This is a genomic window from Massilia eburnea (assembly GCF_009720745.1).
In the GTDB taxonomy this organism is placed as follows: domain Bacteria; phylum Pseudomonadota; class Gammaproteobacteria; order Burkholderiales; family Burkholderiaceae_D; genus Rugamonas; species Rugamonas eburnea.
This window is the reverse complement of sequence record NZ_WNKX01000028.1, coordinates 38,002-59,021: the sequence shown is the minus strand read 5'-3', so window position 1 is coordinate 59,021 and position 21,020 is coordinate 38,002. Positions and strand designations below refer to the sequence as shown.

Here is a 21,020-nt window from a genome sequence, read left to right as displayed (position 1 = left end):
CGGCCGGCAATTACGACGTGGTCATCACGGCCGACGGCTATGCAGCCAACGTGGTGGGCGCCGTGCCGGTGGCCGCCACCGGCATGACGTCGCTCAGCACCTCCGCCGCGCCAATCGCACCGGTGGTGGGCCTGACCAATACGATCAGCGGCAGCGTGACGCAAACCCCAGCCAGCGCCACCGAGCCAGCCCTGGTGGTCGCCTCGCAAGCAATTACCGGCGGCCCGACTGTAGCGCTGAAGTTCGCCATGACCCCGATCGGCGGCGGCGCCTACACCATGGTGGGACTGCCTTCGCTGGCGCCACGCTACGCAGCTTATAGCGCGACCCTGCCGCTGTCCTTCGCTGTTGCCACGGCCGTGCCGGGCGCAGGCCAGTACAAGGTGGACGCTTCCGCCACCGGCTACACCGCCAAGTCGATCGCAGCGGTCGATGTCAGCGCCGGCGGCCAGGCCAACGTCAACTTCTCCCTGACGCCGTAAGGGAAATCAAGCCGCCCGCGCTCAGGCACCCTGTTTTCGCGGGCGGATCCATGGCCCGGCTATTTGGCGGTGCGGTATTGCTCGCCAACGATTCCCCAGCCGATGTCGGCGGATCTTTCGGTGCGTGCATCGACAGCTTCCTTCGTCAATTCAGCAACGGCGGCGGCGGCAATTTCAACCCCAGGTTTAGGCATGCTCCTGGCCAGCATCGCAGCAACGATGGGCGAAGCATACGAGGTGCCGCGTACGGTTCGGAAGGAAGGATCCCCGGTTGCGGCAGCCACCATCTTGCTTCCCGGCGCCGCAAAGGCTACCTGCGGTCCGCGCGCAGCTTCGGGCAGGGAGTGGCGTTTGTCGTCAACGCCACTGACTCCGATGACGCCCTTGTAACTCGCTGGGTACAACGGGGGTGCTGCAGGTCCATCGTTGCCAACGGCCGCGGTCAGCAGATGGCCCCGCTGGATGACAGCCGAAACGGCACGTTCGAGAATCTGGTTCGGCGGACCGACCAGGCTAAGGTTAATGACCGGGACATTGTTCCTGGCCATCCATTCCAGCGCCTTGGCGATGTCGCTCGCTGAACCGCCTGTTGGAAGCCCGCAATAGACGTCGGCGGCAAATAGCGTCGCTCCTGGCAGCACACCCTGGAATTTTTCGGAACTGCCGATCATCAGGGACGCCACAGCGGTCCCATGATCGCTGGGGACGACCTGGTCCTGGCAGCCCCAGCGTTCAATTTTGCTTGACCGGAAAACCTCGTGATTGACATCGAGGCCGGAATCGATCAACCCCACCCGCAGCCCGGACGCCTCAACAAGCGGCTGCGCCTGGTTACCCGCAACACGCCGCCGCCCCGATCCCGCTGCGCTACTGAAGTAGACGTGATCGAAATCGGCAATTGCCGCTGGAGTAAGCTGATGAATGCGTTCAAGGCCTTCCGATGTCGTCGAAAATCGTTCCGGCACCCGCAAAATCGCCAGCTTGATTCCCAGTTCATCCAACGACTTTGTGCTGTCGGCCATGAAGCCTTCGTTCGCATAGGCGGCCAGCGCTGCGTCGGGGGCGATGACCAATATCTGGCGGCGCAGGACCGGCTGGCCATTGGGATCGGCCTCGATCACGTTCTTGTGAAGCGAGAGCAGTTCGCGCGCCTGCCGTTCGTGCTGCTGTCGTACGGACTCGATATCGGCTCCACGTTCCGGTTCGAGTGAATTATTCCGCTTCAGCAGACTGGCTTCATTCGCCGGATTATCGAAATCGCGAGGTGAGTGCCATGACTGGTTAACCGGCATGCTTGGGCCGGAGCGGCGTCCTTGCGCCTGCGCCGCACCGGCGAAAAGTAGGGCAAGGGCGACAAGCGACGCCATCAAGATCCTGGAGACCGGGAATTTCCTGTGCACTGTTGTTCCTTTCAGTGAAACGGCTGCCATGTTTTCACTCAGTGTAGCGCAACAGGGCAGGGAAACCATATCGGGCGGCAGGTATAATCCCTTCCATGAATGATGCGCTGAAACCTTCACCGGAACCGACATTATCCGACGTCGCCGAACTGGCGGGCGTGTCGCGCGCAATCGCTTCAAGGGCCCTGTCGGCGCAGCCACGGCCCGTTTCCGCCGACAAGCGCGAACGGGTTTTGCGCGCGGCCGAGGCACTGGGTTTCCGTCCCAATCTGCTCGCACGCGGCTTGTCCAGCAAGACGGTCAACCTGGTTGCCATCCTGGTCAACCACATCCATGACCTGTCTGACCTGGACCTTTTCGACTTGTTGCTGGCGGAAATACAGGCGATCGGCAAGCAAGTGATCTTTATCCGTGTCGGCGCCGGCGAACACGCCGAAGCATTCCTGCGCGACGGCGTCGCCTACCATGTCGACGCAGCCCTGGTGTTTTCGGATTTTGCCGACGCAACCACCGTGCGCCGGATGTTCCGCAACAACGCCGTCCTGATGCTGAACGGCCACCACGATCCTGGTGCGCCCTCCGTGACAATGGACGAAGACCACGGCATTCGCGAAGCGGTGGCCGATGCGGCAGCGAAGGGCGTACGCAGCGCGCTCTTGCTGACAGGGCGCACGATGTCGCTGGTGGAGCAGGCCCGCATTGCTTCCTACCGCGCGGCGCTTGAGCGGCATGGCATCAAGTTGCTGGGAGAGCTGGCAGGGGATTACTCCTACGCCAGCGGGCGCGTGCTGGCGCAGCTGATCGACGTCGACGCTACCGACGCCGTGTTCTGTACCTCCGATGCCATGGCGATGGGCGTGCTGGATGCGCATCGCCAGCATTTCCCGCAGCACCAGCCGAAACGCTTCCGGCTCTATGGATTCGATAACATCTCGCTGACGCAGTTCGACGCCTATCCAATTTCATCGATTGGCGCGGACAAACGGGAATATGTGGCGCAGATCGTGCGCATCCTGAACCAGCCTGCGGACCTGGCACAGAACAGCGACCATGTGCTTGTCGCCACGCGTTTCGTGCCGCGGCTGACTGGCTGAAATCATTGAGCAGAAACCGCCAGTGGCGGCGGCGTGTTCTTGCTGCCCCACCATTTCTTGTAGTTCGCCGCGTAAGCGCCGGACTTGATATAGTCGGAAACAAAGCCATTCACGAATTTCAGCAGCGCCGGGTCGCCCTTGGCCATTGCGATCCCGATCGGGGTATTGCCGTACATTGTCGGCAGGGTTTCCAGCTGGTCGTTCCGGCCGGCCAGGTAGTCAAGCAGAGAAGAATCCTCGACTCCAGCATCGGCACGTTTTTGCTGCAGCAGCAAAACGCCATCCGGCGCGAAGTTGTCGGTGTAGACGAACACCGCTTGCGGGGCGGATTCCTTCAGGAAGGCGTCCGCCGTGGTGCCCCGGCCGACCACGACGCGCTTGCCGTTCAGGTCCGCCAGCGTTTTGACGTGCGCGCTTTTTTGCGCAATCACACGCAGTCCAGCCAGGTTGTAGGGGATGGAGAAGTCCACCACGCGCGCGCGTTTCGGCGTGATCGAGACATTGGCCACCACCAGGTCCAGTTGCCTGGACATCAGCATCGAAATGCGTGCGTCGCCTGAGACATCGGAAAAGCGCACCGGGACGCCCAGCTTCGCGGCCAGTTGCGTAGCGACGTCGACATCGTATCCGACCGGTTCGTTGCTGGCGTTGCGAAAGCCAACCGGCTCGCCGCCGAGCGATACGCCGATGCGTACGTAGCCGCGCGCCTTGATTTCCTCGATGCGGCCGGCCAGTGCGGACGCTGCGGCGAGCATCAACGCCGCGGCGGCGGCAAAGCGTTTCAAGCGGTGCTGCATGATCAGTCCTTTCACAGTTTGACGGCGGTTGCGACGCGCAATTCCGGTGCAGCCATGCGTTCGTCCCAATACCAGTAGCGGATCTCTTCGTCGCAGCGGTAATTGACCACCTGGTGATTTCCTTTGGCATCGATGGCGTGGATCACCACACCAGCGAGGAACCCGGTCCGCAGTTCGGAGAGTTCGTCCACTGCAAGCTTGATTGCGTCCGCCAGAGTATAACCAAGCCGCATCGCCAGCACGATGCTGCGCGAAGTACTGCAGCGCATGGTCATCTCGCCAGTGTGCGTGCAGGCGGCGGCGCCATAGCGGCTGTCCGCGTAGAAGCCGGCGCCCGGAATCGGCGAATCGCCCAGTCGCCCCGGATACTTCCATGCCCAGCCGGATGTCGAAGTCACCACGCCAATGCCGTTGCTGGCGTCGCGGCCCAGGAAGACCGTGGTGTCGCGTACCCGTTCCGGATCGGTGATGGTGTTACTGAGAGGCGCCAGCGGGATATCGGGAAACGCGGCCTGCTGTTCTGCCGACATTTCCTTTTGCAGCCGCTCCCACCAGACACGCTTGCTGTCCGGATGCAGCACCTCGTCCACTGCGAAGCCGCGTTCGCTGGCGAAGCGGCGCGCTCCGGCGCCGGTCAGCATGACGTGCGGCAGGTGCTTCATCACCTCGTGCGCCAGTGCGGAAACGGGGAGGGTGGCCGGCACGGCGCCGACCGCGCCGACGTCGCGCGTCGTGCCGTCCATGACACCGGCGTCGAATTCCATTTCGCCCAACATATTAGGCCAGCCGCCATAGCCTACGCTGCGCACCTTGGCTTCACGTTCAACCTTGGCGATGCCGCTGACCATCGAGTCGATGCCGGCGCCGCCCTGTCTCAGCAATTCGACCGTGGTATCAAATCCGGGCCATGCCTCGGCATTTGCAAGCAGCATTTTCATGACTTACTCATTTTGGAAAGGAATTGGGCGATGCGGGGCTGGGCCAGGCCGCCATTTGCGGCGAAGAACTGCACGGCCGGCAGGTCGGCAAGCAGGCGGCCCTGGTCAAGGAACACCACGCGGCTGGAGATCTGTCGGGCGAATTCGATTTCATGCGTGACGAAGAGCATCGTCGTACCTTCAGCGGCCAGTTTTGCGAGGATTGCCAACACTTCGGCTGTCATCTCGGGATCGAGTGCGCTGGTGACTTCGTCCAGCAGCAGGTAGCGCGGTTTCATTGCCAGGGCGCGGCAAATCCCGACGCGTTGGCGCTGGCCACCCGAGAGCTGTGAGGGATAGGCGTCGGCGCGCTCGGACAGGCCAACCGACGCCAGAAGCTTGCGCGCCTCGTCGTCAGCCTGTATTCGCGGCACCTTCAACACTTCAATCGGCGCCAGCGTAATGTTCTGCAGTGCAGTCATATGCGGGTAAAGGTTGAATTGCTGGAATACCGTGCCCGAACAGCGGCGTGCCAGCTGCAACTGCCTGGAATCGTCTACGCGATGACCATCGACGGAAATCGTGCCTGCGTCGAGCTTTTCGAGGCCGTTGATGCAGCGGATCAGCGTCGATTTTCCGGAACCGCTGGCGCCGAGGATGGATACCACTTCGCCCGGTTCGACGCGCAGGTTTATGCCATCCAGTACCGCATGGCTGCCGAAGCGCTTCGCTGCGCCTTCGATAAGTATCACGTTACAAACCCTTCCATTGGCTATGCACACGCAAACGGCCTTCGACGCGGGCGCAGGCCCAGGCAACCAGCCGGGCCATCAGGTAGTACAGCAGGCCGATCACGGTCCAGACGATAAATGGCTTCAGCGTGCGCAAGTTCAGGATGGCGCCGACCTTGGTCAGGTCTACCACGCCAATCACCGAGATCAGCGACGTTACCTGCAGCTGATTGACCAGCAGGCCCGCCAATGGACCGAGGCCGAAAGCCGCAGCTTGCGGCGCGACGATTCGGCGCAGCGTTTGCCAGCGGCTCATGCCGAACACGCGCGCCGTTTCAAGCTGCTCGCGGCCGACCGATTCGATGGCGGAAACAGCGATGACATAGATGAAGGCCGCCGTATTTCCGGACAGCGTGATGAGCGCCGCCTGAACCGGAGTCAGGTCCATTTGCAGCAGTACCGGCAAGCCGAAGAACACCAGGAACAGTTGCACCAGGACCGGTGAATTCTTCAGCAGTTCGGCCAGTGCCGCAGCGAGCGGCGCCGCCAATGGTGTGCGGTAGTAGCGCAGCATCGCCCATGACAGGCCGAGCAGCAAGCCGATGACGGTGGTCGCGATGAACAGCCCTACGGAGACGCCGAGCCCTTGCAGCAGGAGCAGCAGGTCATGGGATGTGAAATCGGTGTAGCGCATCAGCCGTGCTCCCTGTTCAGGCGGCGATGCAGAACGCCCGCCGACAGCGACACCAGCCAGGTCATGGCCGCATACAGCACCAGAAGCAAGGCATACACCTCGAACGGCTGGAAGGTGTCGGCCGCAACAATCCTGGCGCTCCCGGTCAATTCATTGAGCGTGACCGCCGACAGGATGGAGGAGGTCAGGATCAGGTTGACGAACACCGCACCGAGGGGCCGCACGGAACTGCGCAGTGCGATCGGCAGCACGATGCGGCGGTAGATGGCAAGACGCGATAAGCCGCTGACCTGGGCCGCCTCGAGCACGCCCGGTTCCACGGCCAGGATGCCGGAGCGGATTACGTCCGATGTGAAGGCGCCACCCGCCAACGACAAGGCGAGCACTCCGGTGCAGAAAGCGCTCATTTCGATGCCGATCTCGGGAAGGCCGTAAAACAGGAAGAACAGTTGGACGATGAAGGGGACGTTGCGGAAGATGTCGACGTAGACGTCCGCAATACGGCGCGCCACGGGCGACGCGGCGGTGCGCATCAGTGCCGCCATGACACCAAGGAGCAGTCCGCCGGCCAGCGCGAACGCACAGGCGAGGGCGGTCAAACGCGCACCAGCTGCCAAGTCGCCAAGGTAGGGCGCAAGTAAGGTCAGGTCGAACGTCAAACAGGCTGCTCCGCTAAAAGTGAAACCGGTTTCACTGCAAACCGGACGAGTGTCACATAAACAGCATTGAATTTCAAGAGGAGCGCCGAGTCAGGCCAGCAGCGCGGCTTTCAGCTCCGCGACTTTTCCGCTATCGGTCTGGCGGCGGCCGCCGGAATCGAAACCGAAAGCCAGTATCTGGGTGGACGCCGGCGGCAGCAACCCGGAACAAGATGCGTGGACGTCGGTCAGCGGCAGGCGTGCGCGCAGCAAACCGGCATTGCCGGCGTTGATGCCGGCGCCAGGCATGATTGTGATACGTCCGGCAGCGGCGTCAAAACTGCGTTCGAGTCCAGCCAGTCCATCAAGGGCGCTCCTTGCGCCGCCGGAAGTGAGGATACGCTCGAACCCCAGATCGATAGCTTGGCGCGTAGCCCCGGCCAAGTCCGGGCAAAGGTCAATGGCGCGGTGCAGGACGCAGCGGAGTCCGCGCGCCGCAGCCCGCCGCACGAGGCGCTCAAGCGTGTTCAGGTCGAGCTGGCCATCGGCCACCGATGCACCCAGCACGACCCCTTGCAAGCCAGCGGCGGCAACGGCGTCTATCTCATCCAGCATCAACAGCGTTTCCGCCTCGTTGAAGCAGAAGTCGCCACCACGCGGACGTATCATCGCCACGACTGGAACCGGGCTCTCCGATGCTGCACGCAACAAGCCAGCGGTAGGCGTCAAGCCGCCGACTTCCAGCGCGCTGCATAACTCGATCCTGTCTGCACCGCCGCACAAGGCGGCGGCCAGGCCATCGACGTTATCCACGCAGACTTCCAGTGTGATCGCCTTAGACATGTGCGCTTCCCAGTTTTTCCAGCCCCAGCCAGGCAGCGCCGATCAAACCTGGCTCCACCCCGGATTGGCCAGGGACGATGATTGGCGCGCCAGTCTTGCGCAGGATAGCTGCGCGAACCGCCTGATCCAGCCGCGCGATGAGCGGTGCGCTGTTCGCCAGGCCGCCGCCGACCGGCAGGATGGACGCGCCAACGGTGTTGACCAGCATTGCCAGCGGGCCGCTTAACAGGTCGATGAAACAGGAAATAGTTCGCTCGGCACTGGCATCGCCAGCCTGCCAGGCGGCGATGATTTCGCGGCTGTCCATTGGCGACTGGTGCAAGGCAAGGTGCAGGCGTTCCATGCCGCGCGCGCTGCCGACCGTATCGAGACAGCCAGTCTGCCCGCAGCCGCAACGATATCGGGGAATGGACTGTGGCGGCGTGCCGGCAAACTGGGCAGCCACCGGACCGTGGCCCCATTCGCCGGCAAAACCGCCCGGGCCGCTGATCAAGCGTCCACCGATGACCAGGCCGCCACCGACGCCAGTGCCCAGGATAAGCCCAAAGACAGTAGGGTGGCCGCGACCCGCACCGGCATGGGCTTCGGCCAGGGCGAAGCTGTCAGCGTCGTTGATGATCCAGACAGGCAGGCCGAAGGCCGCAGTCAGGTCGGCGGCCAAGGTCCGGCCATCGATGCAGGGGATATTTGCACATTTGATGCGGCCATCGTCCGGATCAATCACGCCAGCGATCGAGATGGCGACGCCACGAGAAAGGCCGCCGGCGACAATCAATGTCCGCATGGCGTCCGTGAAAGCGCCAAAGTCCTTGGTGGGTGTCGGAACCCGGTGCAGCTCGCTGATCTTGCCGTCAGCCGTCGCAACGGCGCATTTGATGGCGGTACCGCCAATATCGAAGCAGGTAATCATGCTGCGAATCATACGAGCAAATGCTACCGGAACACCAGAAACTCCTTCATCTTTAATTTGACATAATATAGATTATGCGAAGTGTTGGCGTGGTACGCTCAATTGCCCACCAAGGCATCCTTGAAGCCCTGAAGCGCCGGTTTTGCCTGGAAATTCGCATCGAACAACAACGGCCAGTCCGGCGATCCTGGCTGATTGATCCAGCTATCGGCGTCCCAAACGCCCCAGACCGTGATGCCGGCCCGCTGCGCAGGCGGCACGGCCCTCAAATACGCGGCAATGATTTCGTGATAGCGTTGCTGCTGCCTGCTCGCAGCCTCCGGCGTGAAACTGGTATAGGCACTTTTCATGCTCACGTCCAGTTCGGAGATCTTCACCTTCAGGCCGCGGTCCGCGATGGCCTTGAGCGAGGATTCGATGGCCGTGATGTTCGGCCAGTCAATGGTCACGTGCATCTGGAAGCCCACCCCGGTAATCGGCACGCTGCGAGATCGCATGCCATCGACAAGCGCCAGCAAGTTAGCTGTCTTCTGGCCGCCGGCCTCAATGTTGTAGTCGTTGTAAAACAGGTCGACTTGCGGATCGATGGCGCGGGCGTTGATGAAGGACTGGTCGATGAAATCATGCCCCATCCTTTGGCTGAACAAAGTGCTGCACAGGATATTGTCGACCGTCGCTTGCCCGTCGTCGGCCAGCGCCTCGTTGACCACATCCCAACTGACCACCCTGCCCTGGAAATGCCCGACGATGGTCTGGACGTGGTTCTTCAGCATGGCGGCAAAGTCGCCGCTGTAGTTCGTCATGAAACTGGGCACTTGGTAGTCGGCATGCCAGATCAGCGTGTGCCCATGCACCTCGATGCCATTCGCGTTCGCGAAGGATATGAATTGGTCGGCCTGGTCGAAAGTAAACGTATTCTCCTGCGGATGCAGGTAACCCATCTTCATGATGTTTCCAGCTGTCATCTGGTTGAAATTCGGGAACACTACAGCCTGTTGCTGTGCGCTGGAGCCGCTGTTGATGATGCTGTTGTTCTCGAACCCTGCATTGACCGCCACACCGACCGGGAAACCCGCCAGCGATTTCAGCCCGGCCGCACTGCTGTCCGTGCTGAAATACGCGGTCAGTGCCTTGTTGCTGTCCATGGTAATGGTCAAGGGGTTAGCGCTGTCGCTGACCGAGCCGCCCCAACCAGAGAACAAGGAGCCCTGCCTTGGCTCTGCTGTGATCGTCACCGCAGAGCCTGCCGGGTAGCTGTAATTGCCCGGCGCAAGGCTGGTCGTCCCATTGCCGCCGCCGCCCACTGCGACTGCCAATGTGTAATTGGCGGGAGCGCTGCTATCGCTGCCATTGACCTGTAACTGGGCGCCGCTCTGCCTGGCAACGTATCGGATGTAATAATTGCCATTAATGCTCGCTGGCATCTGGGTTGATGTGATGTTTCGATATGAAACACCATTGATCGTGAATGTGTCTGCCAGCCTGGACGCGACACTGGTCATCGTGCCTGAAGTGAACAGGCAAACGCTCGCGGGACCATTCAACACGGTCGGCAAGGTCATCGCCTTCGGGTTGCTGCAGATAGCAGTCGACTTTTGCATATTCGCCGCGTTGGCGCTGCTGAGGATACTTAAGAGCGCCAATATCCCGAACAAACAAGAATTCAACGACATCCTGAACTTCCGCGCTGTTTTGATCATGTCCCCATTCCTGTTTCGGTCGCGATGGTAAGGGGAATGCTAACCGCCCAGGTCCGGCCGCTACGTTATGAATTTCCTTAGGTGATAGACCGAAATTTACCAATTGAATGTGCTGACTGGTGTGGTTTCCTCAGTGCAGCAGCGCACAGACGCGTCAATATGGGTAGACTAAAGTGAGATTATTGTCCGCAACAACCCTGTTTCAGGGGGAATATCATGCGCAAATTAGTCACCTCTATCGCCTTGGCGGCATTTGCTTGTGTGCCTGCTTTGGGAAATGCCAGCGTCAACATCTCCATCGACGTCGTTCAATATCCGGTTTTGCAGCGGGTCCCTGGGTACCCCGTTTATTACGCGCCGCATTTGCACGCCAATTACTTCTTCTACGACGGCCTCTATTGGGTCTACGCGGATGGCGTATGGTATTCCAGTCCCTGGTATGACGGCCCATGGGATCTTGTCGCCGTCGATAGCGTGCCGCTGTTTGTTTTGAGGGTACCGGTGCGCTATTACGTCGCGCCACCGCCGATGTTCACAAGCTGGGTCATGAGCGCTCCGCCGCGCTGGGATTCGGTCTGGGGGCCGGGCTGGGCGCATCGCCACCGCAATTGGCAGCGCTGGAATCGCGCCGCAGTGCCGGCGCCGGCCCCGCTGCCGGTCTACCAGCAGCGCTTCACGCGTGCGAATTACCCAAATGAAGTGCAGCGCCGGGAGCTCGTCCAGCAACACTACCGTTACGCGCCGCATGATCCGCAAACGCGGCAACGATGGCCGGCACAGGTCGCAGCGGGCGCCAACCGTCCGGCGGAGCGAACGGCTCCTGCGCACCAGTCCCAGCCCCAGTCAGCCCGGCCAACCGAACCACGCTACGGCGACAGGCGGCAAATGGATCGCGCCGAAGCGCCACCATTCCAACATGCACCGTCACGCGAAGCGCGCCCAGCCCCGCACGAGCGCCCGCCCATGCGGACTGACGCACCGCGCAACGAAGCATTCATGAATCCTGGCCATGCTGAACAACGCGAAGCTGCCCGGAACGCAAGGCCGGAACACGGCGGCCGACCGGACAAAGCCGACCGGCCTGAGAAGGACGAAGGCCATGAACCAGGCCGGCGCCATTAAGACGCCGCTGCTTCAGCTTACAGCTGCGGCCGCTTTGGCGCGGCCAGCGTGCAGTTTTTTATAGCTATCCAGCAGCCGCTGGTGCCTGTCCAGCCCTTCCAGCTTCATGCTCGTCGGCGTCAGGCCGTAGAAGCGGACGCTGCCGTTGACAGAGCCGATGACCGCGTCCATTCGCTCGTCGCCGAACATGCGGCGGAAATTGAATTCGTAATCGGCCAGATCCATATCTTCGGACAGCTCAACTTCGAGCACCGCATCCAGCGCCTGGTAGAACAAGCCGCGGTCCACGGTGTTGTCGTTGTATTGCAAGAAGGCTTCGATGAGTTCTTTTGCCGCTTCAAATTCGTTCAGGGCCAGGTTGATCAGCAGCCGCAATTCCAGCACCGTCAGTTGGCCCCAGACCGTGTTTTCATCGAACTCGATGCCGATCAGCGTAGCGATGTCGCCGTATTCATCGAGTTCGCTGTTCTCCAGGCGCTCGAGCAGCGATTCCAGCGCATCATCGTCCAACAGGTGCAGGTGCAGGATGTCCGAGCGGAACAATAGCGCTTTGTTCGTGTTGTCCCAGACCAGGTCTTCCACCGGATAGATTTCCGAATACCCCGGCACAAGGATCCTGCACGCTGTGGCGCCAAGCTGGTCGTACACGGCTACGTAAGCTTCCTTGCCCATGTTTTCGAGAATGCCGAACAAGGTCGCCGCTTCGTCAGCGTTTGAATTTTCTCCGTGGCCGGAGAAATCCCATTCGACAAAGCCGTAATCGGATTTGGCGCTGAAGAAGCGCCAGGAGACCAGTCCGCTGGAGTCGATAAAGTGTTCCACGAAGTTGTTTGGTTCGGTCACCGCGTTGCTGACGAAGGTCGGGCGCGGCAGATCATTCAGGCCTTCGAAGCTGCGGCCCTGCAGCAGTTCGGTCAGGCTGCGCTCCAGCGCCACTTCGAAGCTCGGATGCGCGCCAAAGGAAGCAAACACGCCGCCGGTGCGCGGATTCATCAAGGTAACGCACATGACCGGATATTGACCGCCCAGCGAGGCATCCTTCACCAGAACCGGGAAACCTTGTTCTTCGAGGCCCTTGATGCCGGCCACAATGCCTGGATACTTGGCCAGCACTTCCTGCGGCACGTCCGGCAAGGCGATTTCGCCCTCGATAATTTCGCGTTTAACCGCCCTCTCGAAAATCTCCGACAGGCACTGGACCTGTGCCTCGGCCAGCGTGTTCCCGGCGCTCATGCCGTTGCTGACGAAGAGGTTTTCAACCAGGTTGGACGGGAAATAAACCGTCTCCCCGTCCGATTGGCGCAGGTACGGAAGTGAGCAAATGCCCCGCTCCACGTTGCCGGAATTGGTATCGTACAGGTGCGAGCCATTCAGCTCGCCATCGGGGTTGTAGATCTCCAGGGTGTATTCGTCCAGGATCTCCGGCGGCAGCGAGTCGCCGGGGCCGGGCTTGAACCAGCGCTCGTTCGGGTAGTGCACGAACGGAGCGTTGGCGATGTCTTCGCCCCAGTACACGCCGGCGTAAAAGTGATTGTTATTCGTGCGCTCGATGTATTCGCCAAGTGCCGATGCCAGCGCACTTTCCTTGGTCGCCCCTTTGCCGTTGGTGAAGCACATCGGCGAGTGCGCGTCGCGGATATGCAGCGACCACACATTGGGGACAATATTGCGCCAGGAAGCGATTTCGATCTTGATTCCCAGGCGCGCCAATTGGGCGGACATATTGGCGATCGTCTGCTCCAGCGGCAAATCCTTGCCCAGGATATAGGTGCTCTGTTCTGCGGACGGATTGAGCGTCAGCAGCGACTGGGCGTCGGCATCGAGGTTCTCGACTTCTTCGATGATGAACTCCGGACCTTGCTGCACCACTTTCTTTACCGTACAGCGGTCGATCGAGCGCAGGATGCCTTCACGGTCCTTTGCCGAGATATCGGGCGGAAGCTCGACTTGGATCTTGAAAGTCTGCTGGTAGCGGTTTTCCGGGTCGACGATATTGTTTTGCGACAGACGAATATTTTCGGTCGGAATATTGCGAGTGTTGCAATACAGCTTGACAAAATAGGCTGCGCACAGCGCCGATGAGGCCAGGAAGTAATCGAATGGTCCGGGCGCGGAGCCATCGCCTTTGTAGCGGATTGGCTGGTCGGCGATGACCGTGAAGTCGTCAAACTTGGCTTCCAGGCGAAGCTTGTCGAGAAAATTGACCTTAATTTCCATTGGAGAATTGCATAGATGATCTGAGATGGCGCCATTATCCGGCTTTTCCGCTTTGCAGCAAAGGAAGTTACTAAGCCAGCCTTAAGCTTTTCGCTTTGCAATTCGGCTTATGATGTATTTTTTGACAAGCCGGCGGAGCCGATCAGATGGTACGAATGTCCAGCAGCCTCCTCCTGTTCGCCCTCGCCTCCCTGGTTTCGGCGGCGGCCGGCAGTTCTGCAGCCGCACTCCCCGCTTCTGCGCCCGGGATCTTCGCCCCTGGAGTCATTTCCGGCCCCGCGAACGATGCCGATCCCGCCTTCGCGCCGGACGGCAAACTGCTGGTCTTCAGCCGCAATGGCGTGCTCCTTGTTTCGCGTATGGCCAAAGGCAAATGGGAGACTCCCGTGATCGCCCCATTTTCCGGTCAATGGTCGGACCAGCAACCTACCATGTCGCCCGATGGCAAATTCCTGGTCTTCGTGTCGAACCGGCCCGTGAACGCGGGTGACGACAAACGCCCGGCTGGCAACCTGTGGCGCGTTGAGCGCACACGCGACGGCTGGGGCCAGCCGGCGCATTTGCCGGAAACGGTCAATCGGGGCAACAGTACCTGGGCGCCCAGCGTCGCAGCCGACGGCAGCTTGTATTTCATCGAGCGCGCTTCACCACAGGCGCCCTTCCGTTTATGGCGTTCGCAATTCCGTAACGGGAGCTATGAGACCCCCACGGCCCTGAATTTTGGCGATGAGGCGACGCAGGACGTGGATCCTGCCGTGGCGCCTGACGAATCGTTTATCGTATTCGGCTCCATGCATCCGGGCCCCGGCGCGCATGAGCGCCTGTATATTTCGTTCCGCAACGCGGCGGGCTGGGGCAAGCCGGTGGATCTTGGTCCGGCGGTGAACAGCGCCGACAACGACAGCAACGAAGCGCGCCTTGGTCCGGACTTCCGCACACTGTATTTCAGTACCGACCGCACGCAGCCGGTCAAGCTGCCGCGCACGCGCGCGCAAGCAGAGGCGGATTTGCGCCGGATTCAATCCTGGGATAACGGCAGCCAGAACATCTGGTCGATTTCACTGGCGCCCTGGCTGGATGCGCCGCACACGCAATAGCTATCGAAGCGCTCAGGCGGCGCTCCATACCGAGCGCAGTCCGGCCACCAGCGCGTCAAAGACCGTCCTGCAGCGCGCGCTATTACGCAAATCGGCATGCATTGTGACCCAGGCTTCGATCGTCAGATCCATTTCCTTACGCAGGAGCCGGACCAGGTTGGCGTCGCGCGACGCCAATCCCACCTGGGCTACGCCGATGCCGGCGCCGGCGCGTATCAGCGCCATTTGTGCCAGGTTACTGTCGCACCGATAGGCGAACGAGTCGCGCGGCCAACCGCCTATCGCGGCGCCGGCGGCACGCAGGAAAGGCGTTTCCACGTCGAATCCGACCAGGCTGTGGCCAGAGAGTGCGGCCATGCTTTTCGGCTTGCCCATGCGTTCAAGGTAGTCCTTATGCGCGAAGAAGCCCAACTCCACTTTGCCGATACGCTGTGCGAGCAGTACATCCTGCTGCGGCCGCGTCATGCGCACGGCAATGTCGGCTGAGCGTCCCACCAGGTCCTCGAGCGCGTCGCTCAGCGCCAGTTCAATTTCCAGTTCAGGGTGGGTGGCGCGCAGCGGCGCCAGGATTGGCGGGAGGATCTCCACGCCAACCATTTCACTTGCTGATATCCGCACTGCGCCGCGCACCGTATTTTGCCCGTGGGCGCTGCGTTCGATCGAGGCGGCAACCTGCTGCATCTCCTCCAGCTGCGTGCGCAGCTGTTGTGCCGCCTCGGTCGGCTGCAGGCCGGCCTGCGAGCGCGTAAACAGCGCCACGCCGAGGCCGCTTTCCAGCTCCGTGATGTGGCGCCCGACAGTCGGTTGCGTCAGGCCGAGGCTGCGCGCCGCGCCCGACAGCGATTGGGCATTCAAGACATGCAGGAAGGTGCGGTACAAATCCCAGGGAATAGAATTCGTCATACAAATCTGTATAGCGACAATAAGTCTTTGGCGGATTTTCGTTTTACCCAAGTTTGCCCATAATTGCCTTCATCGTCAACCTTACGGAGAGCAGCATGAAAACGAATCGAACGGCCCTGGTTCTTGGCGCGAGCGGCGGCATTGGCGGAGAAATGGCGCGCCAGCTGGCCGCAAAAGGCTGGAAAGTGCGCGCCTTGAAACGTGGACTTGGCGTGCCGAGCCGCCTGACCGATGGCGTGGAGTGGATTGAAGGTGATGCGATGAATGCGCCGGACGTAGCCAAAGCGGCGGAGGCTTGCAAGGTGATCGTCCATGCCGTCAATCCGCCGGGCTACCGTGGCTGGGGACAGCAGGTCCTGCCGATGATCGACAACACGATTGCTGCAGCTTCCGTGCATGGCGCCACGGTTGTCTTGCCTGGCACCGTCTACAACTTTGGGCCGGATGCCTTCCCTGTGCTGCGTGAAGACTCGCCCCAGCGCCCTGTAACGCGCAAAGGCAAGATCCGTGTGGAGATGGAGGCGCGCTTGCGCAAGGCCGCCGAAGATGGCCAGCTTCGTGCGATCGTCGTGCGGGCTGGCGACTTCATTGGGCCGGGCGCCCGGAATAACTGGCTTTCGCAAGGCATCATTCGTCCTGGCGAGGTGCCAACGCAGGTCAAGCTGCCGAACGCGCGCGGTGTCGGGCACCAATACGCCTACTTGCCGGACGTGGCGGCGACCATGATCGCGCTCCTGGAAAAAGACGGGAGCTTGCCCGCCTTCGCCTCCTACAACTTTGGCGGCTACTGGGACAGCGATGGGGCCGAGCTGGGGCGTGCAATCCAGCGCGTCGTCGCCGCACATGGCGCAAAGGCGCCGGCGCTGAAGGCTTTCCCGTGGTGGATGATTCGCCTGGTCGCTCCGTTCAACGAGACCCTGCGCGAAATGATGGAAATGCGCTATCTGTGGCAACAGCCGGTCCGGATGGATAACCGGCTGCTGCGCGAGGTGTTGGGCGCCGAGCCTCATACGCCGCTCGAGACGGCCCTCGCCCGCACCCTGGCGGGCCTTGGCTGCCTCCCGGGGCCTGCAGGCCGGCCCGCTGCGGTTACACATCCCAAACAGGCGCAAGTCCTTCAGGGTTGACCATGCGCCCATTGCGCTCCAGCGCCGCAATTTCGGCCATCTCCTGCTCGCTCAACACCAGTGTGGCCGCAAGCAGGTTGCTGGCGAGGTTTTCACGCCTGGTGGAAGATGGGATCACGGCGTAGCCAAGCTGCATTGCCCAGGCCAGCGCCACCTGCGCGGGAGTCGCTTTGCGGCGTTCGGCGATCGCCGCGATCACCGGGTCCTCAAGCACCTTGCCATAACCCAGTGTCATGTACGAGGTGATGTGAATGCCCTGCCCTTGCAGGAATTCGACGAGTTTGCGGTTTTGCAGGTATGGGCTGAGCTCGATCTGGTTGGTCGCGATCTGTGCAGCGCCGACAGCGGCAATTGCCCGCCTGGTGTAATCGATATTGAAATTGGAAACCCCGATCTGCCGCGCCAGGCCGCGTTCGCGCGCGGTGGCCAGCGCCACCATGTATTCCTCGACCGGCACCTTGCTCAGCGGCCAGTGGATCAGCGCCAGGTCGACGTAGTCAGTGCGCAGCTTTTCCAGGCTTTCTTCGAGGCTGGCCACCAGGCGGTCACCAGCGAGATTCTCGTTCCACACTTTGGTGGTCAGGAACAGGTCCTTGCGGGCGATGCCCGATCCGGCCACGCCCTGGCCTACTTCGGCTTCGTTGCCATAAATCTGTGCGGTGTCGATAGCGCGGTAGCCAACTTCGAGGGCATTGCGCACGGAATCGAAGGCGGCTTGTCCTTGCAGGCGGAAGGTGCCTGCGCCGAGCGATGGGATAGTCATTCTTAGTCCTTGGCTGATTCAAGATGAATGACACTCTACCGGCCGAACTCTTTCCGAAAAAGCTGGTTTTCCGCGAAAGATATTTGAATATAATTCAAGGATGAAGACGACACTCGATGAAATGCAGGCATTTATTGCCATTGTGACGACGGGATCGATCAGCGCCGCCGCTGAGCAATTGGGCCTGACCGTTTCCGCTGCCAGCCGCACGCTGTCGCGGCTCGAAGAGAAACTTGAAACCACGCTGGTGCGCCGCACCACCCGCCGCCTTGAATTGACCGAAGAGGGCCAAGCCTTCCTCGACTGCGCGCGCAGCATTATCGAAAAAGTCGAGGAGACGGAAGAAAAGATGTCGCTGCGCCGCCAGGGGCCCGCCGGCCGCTTGCGCATCGACGCGGCGACGCCTTTCATGCTGCACATCATCGTGCCGCTGGTGAACGGCTACCGCGAGCGCTTTCCGCGGGTTGAACTGGAATTGAACAGCAATGAAGGCTTCATCGACCTGATGGAAAAACGCACCGACGTCGCCTTCCGCATTGGCCGCTTGAAGGACTCGACCCTGCATGCCACGCCGATCGGCAGCAGCCGCCTGCGTGTCCTGGCCAGCCCGGAGTACCTGCAGAAGTACAGCATGCCGGCTACGGTGGCCGACCTGGCGAACCACACGCTGCTGGGATTCAACCAGCCCTCATCGCTCAACGAATGGCCTCTGCCGGATAGCGATGGCCAGCCGCTGAACATTACGCCGCAAATCTACTCGTCCAGCGGCGAAACCCTGCTGCAACTTGCGCTGAAGGGAGCCGGCATCGTCTGCCTGTCCGATTTCATGACCTGCGCCGACCGTAAATCGGGCCGCCTGCAGCAGCTATTGACGGCCGAAACATTGGAGGTTCGGCAACCGATCAATGCCGTTTACTACCGCAATACCGCGCTCTCGGCGCGCATCGCGTCGTTTGTCGGCTACATGAAGGAAAAACTGGGCGATCGCGGCTTCGACGAGCCGGTATAATATCCACCCTTGCAACTGTAGGGTTATCACAGAATGTCATTGCTTGACCACGAGCTCGAACTGCTGGCGCCAGCCAAGACCGCGGACATTGGCCGCGAGGCCATCCTGCATGGAGCGGACGCCGTTTATATCGGCGGCCCAGCCTTTGGCGCGCGCCACAACGCCAGCAACCCGATCGAGGACATCTCCGCGCTGGTGGAATTCGCCCATCGCTACCGCTCGCGCATCTTCGTGACAATGAATACCATCATGCACGATTCGGAGCTGGACCTCGCGCGCAAGCAAATCTGGCAGCTGTATGAAGCCGGCGTCGATGCGCTGATCATCCAGGACATGGGTCTGCTGGAAATGGACCTGCCACCGATTCAATTGCACGCATCGACCCAGTGCGATATCCGCACGGTTGAAAAAGCCAAGTTCCTGGGCGACGTGGGTTTCTCGCAGCTGGTGCTGGCGCGCGAGCTGACCCTGGACAAGATCAGGCAGATTCGCGCCGAAGTCGATACCCCGCTCGAATACTTCGTGCACGGCGCGCTGTGCGTGGCCTTCTCCGGCCAGTGCTATATCTCGCACGCCGACACCGGCCGCAGCGCCAATCGCGGCGACTGCTCGCAGGCTTGCCGCCTGCCTTACACCCTGTCGGACAACCAGGGCCGTGTGGTCGCCTTCGAAAAGCACCTGCTGTCGATGAAGGATAACGACCAGAGCGCCAACCTGGAAGCGCTGGTCGATGCCGGCATCCGCTCGTTCAAGATCGAAGGCCGTTACAAGGACATGGGCTATGTGAAGAACATTACCGCCCACTACCGCCTGCTGCTGGACGAACTGCTGGAACGGCGTCCTGAATTTGCGCGCGCCGCCAGCGGCCGCACCCGCGTGCTGTTTACGCCGGACGTCGACAAGACCTTCCACCGCGGCCATACCGACTACTTCGCCAACGGGCGCCAAGACGATATCGGCGCTTTCGATTCGCCGAAATACATTGGCGTGGAGCTGGGCAGCGTAGCGCGCATGGGCGGCGACCATATTGACGTCATCACCAATGCGCCGATGGCCAATGGGGATGGCCTGAATTACATGAACAAGCGCACCACCGTCGGCATCCAGGCCAACTGGGCCGAGAAGCTGGGCGATACGGAAGACGGCCAGCGCTGGCGCATATTCCCGAACGAACAGATGGCCGCCCTGCCGGGGCTCAAAGTCGGCACTGTGATCCACCGCAACCGCGACCACCAGTGGGAAGCGGCGCTGCACAAGAAGTCCTCGGACCGCCACGTTGGCCTGCAACTGGCGCTGTCGGAGATCGAAGGCGGCTTGCGCCTTTCCATCATCGATGAAGACGGCATTACCAGCAGCACCGATGCAGCCATCGCCCTGCAGCCGGCCCAGAATGCCGAACAGGCCGAGAGCGGCCTGCGCGCAAGCCTGGCGAAGATGGGCAATACCATGTTCGTGGCCGACCACGTGGAGCTGAAACTGTCGCAGCCTTGGTTCGTGCCTTCATCCGCGATCAACGCGCTGCGCCGCGATGCGGTGGCGGCGCATGAAGCGGCGCGGCTCGCGGCCTGGCAGCGTCCGCAGCGCAAGGCTCCGGCGCAACCGCGCGCCGTGTACCCCGACACCCAATTGAGCTACCTCGCCAACGTTTACAACGAAAAGGCGCGCGAGTTCTACCACAAGCATGGTGTGCAGCTGATCGATGCGGCGTATGAAGCCCATGAGGAGCCCGGCGAAGTGCCGCTGATGATCACCAAGCATTGCCTGCGCTTCTCGTTCAACCTGTGTCCAAAGCAGGCCAAGGGCGTGCAAGGCGTGCAGGGCCAGGTGAAGGCCGAGCCGATGCAATTGGTCAGCGGTGACCATACCTACACCTTGCGCTTCGATTGCAAGCCGTGCGAAATGCACGTCGTCGGCGCGATGAAGCCGGGCATCCTCAACTCTCCGCCTCCATCGGCGGTGCCTTACAGCCCGCTGGTATTCCACCGCAAGCGCCCTGGCTAGGCCAGCAGCGCGCGAGCTTCGGCCAGCAAGTCCTCGGCGCAGGGCTTGCCGGTCTTCGATTCCCTGATTGAGACATGCCACAGGCCGATCACGCCGGCCAGCTGGCTTTCGTCCTTTGCGTGTTCGATGCGGCGCACCAGGTCAGCTGCAAGCAGGCCAAGATGCTGGCGCGCTGCCACCGCCATCAAGTCGCGTGCGGCGGCCAATGCAGCGGCGCCGACGCCTGCCGCCCGCGGCGACAGGGCCGGCGGTTCAGGCTTTGCGACGGCGGCGGCAGAGGCAGGGGCCGATGAAATGCCGACCAGGCCTTTACGCAGCAGGCCTTCGACGGCTGCCAGCATCTCGTCCTCACCCACCAGCGGGCCGATATCAGCCAGCGACTTTTGTCCGTCCAGCATGATCAGCACGGAGCGCTGACGGGCCGTCAAGCCGGCGCTGCGCTGTCCAACTTCTGCCCGGCCGGCAGCGGTCTTTCCAAACACCGTGCCGCGCAGGCGGATTCGATTTTCTTGAGTGAATTGCATGATGTGATGCTACTGGTCAATTATGACAAGATCATTTCAGATATGGCCTTC

20 protein-coding genes and 1 pseudogene are annotated in these 21,020 nt (G+C 61.4%); 8 read left to right on the top strand and 13 right to left on the bottom strand.

Going from position 1 to position 21,020, the window contains the following annotated elements; all coding sequences use genetic code 11:
- A pseudogene (locus tag GM658_RS28940) lies at positions 1 to 482 on the top strand (DUF4382 domain-containing protein); the annotation flags it as partial.
- A gap of 59 nt (positions 483 to 541) precedes the next feature.
- Here the strand turns inward: GM658_RS28940 and GM658_RS24975 are convergent.
- Entirely contained in the window at positions 542 to 1,912 is a 1,371-nt protein-coding gene (locus GM658_RS24975) for a S8 family serine peptidase (RefSeq protein ID WP_170298964.1), read from the bottom strand.
- A 65-nt stretch (positions 1,913 to 1,977) separates the two neighbouring features.
- On the opposite strand from GM658_RS24975, the gene GM658_RS24970 reads away from it, so the two are divergent.
- Complete coding sequence (locus GM658_RS24970; RefSeq protein ID WP_155456783.1) at positions 1,978 to 2,976, top strand: LacI family DNA-binding transcriptional regulator; 999 nt, start codon at positions 1,978 to 1,980, stop codon at positions 2,974 to 2,976.
- A gap of 2 nt (positions 2,977 to 2,978) precedes the next feature.
- Here GM658_RS24970 and GM658_RS24965 read toward each other — a convergent pair whose 3' ends face one another.
- From GM658_RS24965 to GM658_RS24930, 8 genes are all read right to left on the bottom strand, one after another.
- Positions 2,979 to 3,773 (bottom strand): transporter substrate-binding domain-containing protein, encoded by a 795-nt coding sequence (locus GM658_RS24965; protein WP_155456782.1) that lies wholly within the window; start codon positions 3,771 to 3,773, stop codon positions 2,979 to 2,981.
- Between the two features lie 11 nt (positions 3,774 to 3,784).
- Positions 3,785 to 4,711, bottom strand: coding sequence for an isoaspartyl peptidase/L-asparaginase (locus tag GM658_RS24960; RefSeq protein ID WP_155456781.1), 927 nt, complete (start codon positions 4,709 to 4,711; stop codon positions 3,785 to 3,787).
- Positions 4,708 to 5,442 (bottom strand): amino acid ABC transporter ATP-binding protein, encoded by a 735-nt coding sequence (locus tag GM658_RS24955; protein ID WP_170298963.1) that lies wholly within the window; start codon positions 5,440 to 5,442, stop codon positions 4,708 to 4,710. Before GM658_RS24955 ends, GM658_RS24960 begins: the two co-directional genes overlap by 4 nt.
- A gap of 1 nt (position 5,443) precedes the next feature.
- Entirely contained in the window at positions 5,444 to 6,115 is a 672-nt protein-coding gene (locus tag GM658_RS24950; RefSeq protein WP_155456779.1) for an amino acid ABC transporter permease, read from the bottom strand.
- Positions 6,115 to 6,774: an amino acid ABC transporter permease gene (locus tag GM658_RS24945; protein ID WP_155456778.1), complete on the bottom strand. Its 660-nt coding sequence runs from the start codon at positions 6,772 to 6,774 to the stop codon at positions 6,115 to 6,117. The genes GM658_RS24950 and GM658_RS24945 overlap by 1 nt, the downstream gene beginning before the upstream one ends.
- Positions 6,775 to 6,864: 90 nt before the next feature.
- On the bottom strand, positions 6,865 to 7,596 hold the full coding sequence (locus GM658_RS24940; RefSeq protein WP_155456777.1) for a copper homeostasis protein CutC: 732 nt from the start codon (positions 7,594 to 7,596) through the stop codon (positions 6,865 to 6,867).
- Positions 7,589 to 8,518 (bottom strand): ROK family protein, encoded by a 930-nt coding sequence (locus GM658_RS24935; protein ID WP_211841931.1) that lies wholly within the window; start codon positions 8,516 to 8,518, stop codon positions 7,589 to 7,591. Before GM658_RS24935 ends, GM658_RS24940 begins: the two co-directional genes overlap by 8 nt.
- 86 nt (positions 8,519 to 8,604) lie before the next feature.
- Positions 8,605 to 10,026: an endo-1,4-beta-xylanase gene (locus GM658_RS24930; RefSeq protein WP_371865268.1), complete on the bottom strand. Its 1,422-nt coding sequence runs from the start codon at positions 10,024 to 10,026 to the stop codon at positions 8,605 to 8,607.
- On the opposite strand from GM658_RS24930, the gene GM658_RS29430 reads away from it, so the two are divergent.
- On the top strand, positions 9,917 to 10,237 hold the full coding sequence (locus GM658_RS29430; RefSeq protein WP_229417058.1) for a hypothetical protein: 321 nt from the start codon (positions 9,917 to 9,919) through the stop codon (positions 10,235 to 10,237). The two genes, GM658_RS24930 and GM658_RS29430, sit on opposite strands and share 110 nt — an antisense overlap.
- A 185-nt stretch (positions 10,238 to 10,422) precedes the next feature.
- Entirely contained in the window at positions 10,423 to 11,328 is a 906-nt protein-coding gene (locus GM658_RS24925) for a hypothetical protein (protein ID WP_155456774.1), read from the top strand.
- A gap of 12 nt (positions 11,329 to 11,340) precedes the next feature.
- On the opposite strand, the gene GM658_RS24920 is transcribed toward GM658_RS24925, so the two are convergent.
- Positions 11,341 to 13,545: an OsmC domain/YcaO domain-containing protein gene (locus tag GM658_RS24920; protein WP_155456773.1), complete on the bottom strand. Its 2,205-nt coding sequence runs from the start codon at positions 13,543 to 13,545 to the stop codon at positions 11,341 to 11,343.
- Positions 13,546 to 13,700: 155 nt separating this feature from the next.
- On the opposite strand from GM658_RS24920, the gene GM658_RS24915 reads away from it, so the two are divergent.
- Positions 13,701 to 14,642: a TolB family protein gene (locus GM658_RS24915; protein ID WP_170298962.1), complete on the top strand. Its 942-nt coding sequence runs from the start codon at positions 13,701 to 13,703 to the stop codon at positions 14,640 to 14,642.
- Positions 14,643 to 14,654: 12 nt separating this feature from the next.
- Here the strand turns inward: GM658_RS24915 and GM658_RS24910 are convergent, their stop codons facing one another.
- Positions 14,655 to 15,545: a LysR family transcriptional regulator gene (locus GM658_RS24910; protein WP_155456771.1), complete on the bottom strand. Its 891-nt coding sequence runs from the start codon at positions 15,543 to 15,545 to the stop codon at positions 14,655 to 14,657.
- A 95-nt stretch (positions 15,546 to 15,640) separates the two neighbouring features.
- Between GM658_RS24910 and GM658_RS24905 the strand changes: the two genes are divergently transcribed.
- Positions 15,641 to 16,672 (top strand): NAD-dependent epimerase/dehydratase family protein, encoded by a 1,032-nt coding sequence (locus GM658_RS24905; protein WP_155456770.1) that lies wholly within the window; start codon positions 15,641 to 15,643, stop codon positions 16,670 to 16,672.
- Here GM658_RS24905 and dkgB read toward each other — a convergent pair.
- Positions 16,635 to 17,435 (bottom strand): 2,5-didehydrogluconate reductase DkgB, encoded by an 801-nt coding sequence (gene dkgB / locus GM658_RS24900; protein WP_155456769.1) that lies wholly within the window; start codon positions 17,433 to 17,435, stop codon positions 16,635 to 16,637. The two genes, GM658_RS24905 and dkgB, sit on opposite strands and share 38 nt — an antisense overlap.
- A gap of 100 nt (positions 17,436 to 17,535) precedes the next feature.
- Between dkgB and GM658_RS24895 the strand changes: the two genes are divergently transcribed.
- On the top strand, positions 17,536 to 18,444 hold the full coding sequence (locus tag GM658_RS24895; RefSeq protein WP_155456768.1) for a LysR family transcriptional regulator: 909 nt from the start codon (positions 17,536 to 17,538) through the stop codon (positions 18,442 to 18,444).
- A 33-nt stretch (positions 18,445 to 18,477) separates the two neighbouring features.
- A complete protein-coding gene (locus tag GM658_RS24890; RefSeq protein ID WP_155456767.1) occupies positions 18,478 to 20,445 on the top strand; it encodes a peptidase U32 family protein in 1,968 nt (655 codons plus the stop codon).
- On the opposite strand, the gene GM658_RS24885 is transcribed toward GM658_RS24890, so the two are convergent.
- Complete coding sequence (locus GM658_RS24885; RefSeq protein WP_155456766.1) at positions 20,442 to 20,969, bottom strand: hypothetical protein; 528 nt, start codon at positions 20,967 to 20,969, stop codon at positions 20,442 to 20,444. The two genes, GM658_RS24890 and GM658_RS24885, sit on opposite strands and share 4 nt — an antisense overlap.
- Positions 20,970 to 21,020 lie beyond the last annotated feature (51 nt).

Bases quoted from the DNA above. Each gene is read 5' to 3' on its own strand.
- GM658_RS24925 (WP_155456774.1), top strand. From the start codon at position 10,423: ATGCGCAAATTAGTCACCTCTATCGCCTTGGCGGCATTTGCTTGTGTG.
- GM658_RS24970 (WP_155456783.1), top strand. From the start codon at position 1,978: ATGAATGATGCGCTGAAACCTTCACCGGAACCGACATTATCCGACGTC.
- GM658_RS29430 (WP_229417058.1), top strand. From the start codon at position 9,917: ATGCTCGCTGGCATCTGGGTTGATGTGATGTTTCGATATGAAACACCA.
- GM658_RS24920 (WP_155456773.1), bottom strand. From the start codon at position 13,545: ATGGAAATTAAGGTCAATTTTCTCGACAAGCTTCGCCTGGAAGCCAAG.
- GM658_RS24975 (WP_170298964.1), bottom strand. From the start codon at position 1,912: ATGGCAGCCGTTTCACTGAAAGGAACAACAGTGCACAGGAAATTCCCG.
- GM658_RS24905 (WP_155456770.1), top strand. From the start codon at position 15,641: ATGAAAACGAATCGAACGGCCCTGGTTCTTGGCGCGAGCGGCGGCATT.
- GM658_RS24910 (WP_155456771.1), bottom strand. From the start codon at position 15,545: ATGACGAATTCTATTCCCTGGGATTTGTACCGCACCTTCCTGCATGTC.
- GM658_RS24960 (WP_155456781.1), bottom strand. From the start codon at position 4,711: ATGAAAATGCTGCTTGCAAATGCCGAGGCATGGCCCGGATTTGATACC.
- GM658_RS24890 (WP_155456767.1), top strand. From the start codon at position 18,478: ATGTCATTGCTTGACCACGAGCTCGAACTGCTGGCGCCAGCCAAGACC.
- GM658_RS24935 (WP_211841931.1), bottom strand. From the start codon at position 8,518: ATGATTCGCAGCATGATTACCTGCTTCGATATTGGCGGTACCGCCATC.
- GM658_RS24950 (WP_155456779.1), bottom strand. From the start codon at position 6,115: ATGCGCTACACCGATTTCACATCCCATGACCTGCTGCTCCTGCTGCAA.
- GM658_RS24915 (WP_170298962.1), top strand. From the start codon at position 13,701: ATGTCCAGCAGCCTCCTCCTGTTCGCCCTCGCCTCCCTGGTTTCGGCG.
- GM658_RS24965 (WP_155456782.1), bottom strand. From the start codon at position 3,773: ATGCAGCACCGCTTGAAACGCTTTGCCGCCGCCGCGGCGTTGATGCTC.
- GM658_RS24895 (WP_155456768.1), top strand. From the start codon at position 17,536: ATGAAGACGACACTCGATGAAATGCAGGCATTTATTGCCATTGTGACG.
- dkgB (WP_155456769.1), bottom strand. From the start codon at position 17,435: ATGACTATCCCATCGCTCGGCGCAGGCACCTTCCGCCTGCAAGGACAA.
- GM658_RS24885 (WP_155456766.1), bottom strand. From the start codon at position 20,969: ATGCAATTCACTCAAGAAAATCGAATCCGCCTGCGCGGCACGGTGTTT.
- GM658_RS24940 (WP_155456777.1), bottom strand. From the start codon at position 7,596: ATGTCTAAGGCGATCACACTGGAAGTCTGCGTGGATAACGTCGATGGC.